The sequence below is a fragment of the Xanthomarina gelatinilytica genome (assembly GCF_000348685.1).
GTDB classification, from domain to species: domain Bacteria; phylum Bacteroidota; class Bacteroidia; order Flavobacteriales; family Flavobacteriaceae; genus Xanthomarina; species Xanthomarina gelatinilytica.
In genome coordinates, this window is the sequence record NZ_ANLA01000027.1 from 1 (window position 1) to 4,530 (window position 4,530).

Below are 4,530 nucleotides of genomic sequence, written 5' to 3' on the forward strand. Positions count from 1 at the left end.
GTTTAATACCATTTTGCAATCCATTAATTAAAATAATATTATGTTAATTAAAGCTCCTTCTAGGAGCTTTTTTTATAACTTTAGTAAAAATTGCTACATTAATGACTACAAGAATACTCTGGTTATTTATAATTATCGGATTGAAATCCCATGATGTTTTTTCTCAAGATAAAGTCACTTTAAGTGGTGTGGTTTCCGATGCTGAAAGCAATGAAACACTAATTGGAGTAAATATTTTGTTCCCAGAATTGCAAACAGGAGCAACCACAAACGAATACGGTTTTTATTCCATAACCATTCCTAAGGGAACCTATCAATTGGTTATTAGTTATCTTGGATATAGCGATATATCAGAAACTATTTTCCTGGAAGAAAATTTAAACAAAAATTTCAGTTTATCTGAAGCCATAGAAAGCTTAAACGAAGTTGTTATTAAAGAAAATGTGGAAAAACTAAATATTAGAAAACCACAAATGAGCATCAATTCTTTAACTTCAAACACCATAAAACAAATACCTGTTGTTTTTGGTGAAGCTGATGTTATTAAAGCCATAACCTTGCTTCCTGGTGTTACAAATGCAGGAGAAGGGTCTTCCGGATTTAATGTACGTGGTGGAGCTGCAGATCAAAATTTAATACTTTTGGATGAAGCAACCATTTACAATTCCTCTCACCTATTCGGTTTCTTTTCGGTTTTCAATCCAGATGCCATTAAAGATTTAAAATTATATAAAGGTGGTATTCCTGCCAGATATGGAGGACGTGTTTCCTCTGTTCTGGATATTTATCAAAAAGAAGGGAATAGCAATAAGTTTCATGTTAATGGTGGTATTGGTTTGATATCCAGCAGGCTTTTGGCAGAAGGCCCTCTAAACAAGGGAAAAGGTTCTTTTTTATTGGGAGGTAGAGCAACTTATGCACATCTATTTCTACCTTTGTTCGACATAGAAAACAAAGCTTATTTTTACGATTTAAACACTAAAATAAGTTATAGGTTAAATCAAAACAACAATGTGTACCTATCTGGATATTTTGGTAGGGATGTGTTTAGTATAACCGATAGTTTTAAAAATACCTATGGCAATTCCATCTTAAATTTTAGATGGAACCATTTGTTCTCAGACAAACTGTTTTCTAACCTGTCTTTAATCTATTCCGATTATTATTATGGTTTGGATCTAGGATTTATAGAATTTAACTGGAATTCTGGAATTAGAAACTTTAACCTTAAATACGATTTAAAACATTATATAAGCAACAACATAAAATTGCAATATGGTTTAAACAGTATTTATCATAAATTCAATCCAGGAGAAATTGAACCTTCCACACCAGATTCCGGTATCAATGCAGAAAAACTGATAGATAAGTATGCATTGGAAAACGCCCTTTATATTGATGTTGAACAGCAAATATCCAATAGGTTCATGGTATCTTATGGTTTAAGATACAGTTCCTTTTTACGTTTAGGACAAGATGAATTAAATACCTACGCAAATGATCAAGCTGTAATTTTTAATGAAGATTTACAAATATATGAAAAGGCCGATCCTACAGGAACCGAAAAATTTAAACGTAGCGATGTTATAGAGTCCTTTGGGAATTTTGAACCCAGATTGGCTTTAGCATACGAATTAAACGGCAGCTCCTCCATTAAAGCCAGTTATAATAGAATGAGCCAGTATTTACATTTGTTATCCAATACCAGCTCACCTACTCCATTGGATATATGGACCCCAAGTGGAAAATATGTAAAACCTCAAATTTTAGATCAGGTTGCCTTGGGGTATTTTAAAAATTTTAAAGACAACACTTATTCTTTGGAAATAGAAACTTTTTACAAAAAAGTTAAAAACAGAATTGATTATATAGATGGTGCAGATTTAATTGCAAACAATGCCATCGAGCAAATTATTTTAAATGGAGAAGCTAAAGCGTATGGCCTAGAAGTGCTTTTTAGAAAAAACCTAGGTCGTTTTAAAGGTTGGTTTGCCTATACCCTAGCCAATTCTGAACAAAGAACACCGGGAAGAACATCCAATGAACCAGGAATCAATAATGGAGAATGGTACAAAACCCCTTACGATAAAACCCATGATATATCAATAACAGCAAGTTATAATTTAACTGAAAAATGGAGCTTTAATGCTAATTTTTTATTTCAAACAGGACAACCAGTAACCTATCCTAATGCGCAATACGAATACAATGGGCTCAATATCCCTAATTATGGGCTAAGAAACGAATATAGACTGCCTAATTATAATAGACTGGATATATCTGCAACCTATGTTCCAAAACCTGAAAAAATTAAAGGTTGGCAAAGCGAATGGGTTTTTGGGATTTACAATGTGTATAACAGACGGAATGCTGCCTCAATTTCATTTCAGCAAAATAGTGAAACTGGTGTAAACGAAGCTGTAAGATTAGCTATTTTTGGTATTGTGCCTTCCATTTCTTATAACTTCAAATTTTAACAAAATGAAGCGAAGATTTTTAATATTAGTGGTTTCTTTAATTAGTTTTCTTTCTTGTGAAGATGTAATAGATGTTGATGTTCCAACATCAGAACCTAGGTTGGTTATAGATGCGTCCTTAAACTGGTTTAAAGGAACCACCGGAAATGAACAGGTGATCAAGTTAACCCTAACGGCACCTTATTTTAACGATGGGGTTCCTCCAGCAAATAATGCCCAAGTCACTGTTTCAGACGAAAATGGAAATGTCTTTCAATTTATAGAAGAAGATAACACAGGGCTCTATTACAATGATAGTTTTATACCAGAAATCAATGGTATTTATAATCTAAACATTGTTTATCAAAATGAAACCTATATAGCCACAGAAACTCTTTTGGGGGTTCCGGAAATCGATTTTGTTGAGCAAAATCTAGAAGGAGGATTTACAGGGGAAGACACAGAGATTAAAGCTTATTTTACAGATCCTGTAGATGAAGAAAATTATTATTTTTTTGAATTTATCCCTAACATACCTATTATTCCAACATTAGACACCTTTAAAGATGAATTTGTTAATGGAAATCAAATTTTTGGCTTTTATGTTGAAGAGGATCTAAACCCAGGAGACGAAGTTATAATTAGGAATCATGGTGTCTCCAAGCGTTTTTATGAGTTTATGTATATTTTATTGCAACAAACAGGTGAAAGTGGTGGCCCTTTTGAAACGCAACCAGCTACCGTTCGAGGGAATTGCATGAATATTACAAATCCTGATAACTATCCCTTAGGTTATTTTAGGTTATCAGAAGTTTCACAAGTAAATTATATTGTTGAACCATAAACCAAGAAACAAGAGAATTAACTTTTGAAGACTTTAAAAAAACTGTAATTTTAACATTATGGAATTTACAAAAATAACAGAGCTGGAGTCCAATTACAACCATCTGGAAAAGATGACAATCTCAGAGCTCATTATCAATATAAATAAAGAAGACAGAACAGTTCCATTAGCTGTAGAAAAGGCTTTACCACAAATTGAAACCCTCATCAGCCAAATTGTTGATAAACTAAAAAATGGAGGTCGACTATTTTATATTGGAGCTGGTACAAGTGGCAGATTGGGTATTTTAGATGCTTCGGAATGTCCACCTACTTTTGGTGTATCTCACGATTTGGTCATCGGATTAATAGCAGGTGGAGATGCAGCCATTAGAAAAGCTGTTGAATTTGCTGAAGATTCCAAAACACAAGGTTGGAAAGATCTAAAAAAGCACCATATTTCAAATAAAGACGTCGTTGTTGGCATAGCTGCTTCTGGCACCACTCCTTACGTCATCCATGCTTTGGAAACTTGTAATGATAATAATATTATTACAGGTTGTATTACTTGTAACAAAAACAGTCCACTATCAATAACGGCAAAATTTCCAATCGAAGTCATTGTAGGTCCAGAATTTGTTACTGGTAGCTCTAGAATGAAAGCCGGAACAGCTCAAAAGTTAGTGCTAAATATGATAAGCACCGCAACCATGATTAAGCTAGGCCATATAAAAGACAATAAAATGGTAGATATGCAACTAAGCAATAACAAATTGTTTGAAAGAGGCACAAAAATGATTATGACAGAACTGCAAGTTTCAGAAAATGAAGCGAAACAACTTTTAAATACTTACAAAAACGTTCGCGAAGCCATAAAAAATTATAAAAATGGAAACTAAAAGAACAAATAAACTTATTCTTGTAAAGGGATTGAAAAAAATGGGGCTCTCACTAATTTGTATGTTTTTGGGCCCTACCTTAATTTATATAGCATTCAGCAATCAAGAAAAAGCACTATATATCCCACTTTTAATTCTGTCTTTGTTGATTTGTGGTTTAGCAGTTTATTTAGCCTTTATTGGCTTGAGAACTATTATGGACAGTATGTTTCAACAATCTTCTTCATAAAACAAAAGGTTTTACCTAACTTCAAGCGCCCTGTCATATGGCCATTTTCAAGTTGCGGCATGATGGGCAGTGCCGCGGCAAAAAAAAATCCCGGTCCAAAAAATGAACCGGGATCCTAAAAAAG

Annotated in this window: 4 protein-coding genes; all 4 read left to right on the plus strand. The window is 33.5% G+C overall.

All coding sequences use genetic code 11. The features are described from left to right. The first annotated feature begins 101 nt into the window (after nucleotides 1-101). From D778_RS13510 to D778_RS13525, 4 genes are read left to right on the plus strand one after another with little or no spacing between them, the layout of a single operon-like run. Nucleotides 102-2,477: a TonB-dependent receptor gene (locus D778_RS13510; RefSeq protein ID WP_040492616.1), complete on the plus strand. Its 2,376-nt coding sequence runs from the start codon at nucleotides 102-104 to the stop codon at nucleotides 2,475-2,477. Nucleotides 2,478-2,481: 4 nt separating this feature from the next. Next, a complete protein-coding gene (locus D778_RS13515; RefSeq protein WP_007651681.1) occupies nucleotides 2,482-3,300 on the plus strand; it encodes a DUF4249 domain-containing protein in 819 nt (272 codons plus the stop codon). Between the two features lie 58 nt (nucleotides 3,301-3,358). Beyond that, nucleotides 3,359-4,177, plus strand: a complete 819-nt coding sequence (murQ, locus tag D778_RS13520) for an N-acetylmuramic acid 6-phosphate etherase (RefSeq protein WP_007651683.1) — start codon at nucleotides 3,359-3,361, stop codon at nucleotides 4,175-4,177. Further along, entirely contained in the window at nucleotides 4,167-4,406 is a 240-nt protein-coding gene (locus D778_RS13525; protein WP_040492619.1) for a DUF6095 family protein, read from the plus strand. The genes murQ and D778_RS13525 overlap by 11 nt, the downstream gene beginning before the upstream one ends. The last annotated feature ends 124 nt before the right edge of the window (nucleotides 4,407-4,530 follow it).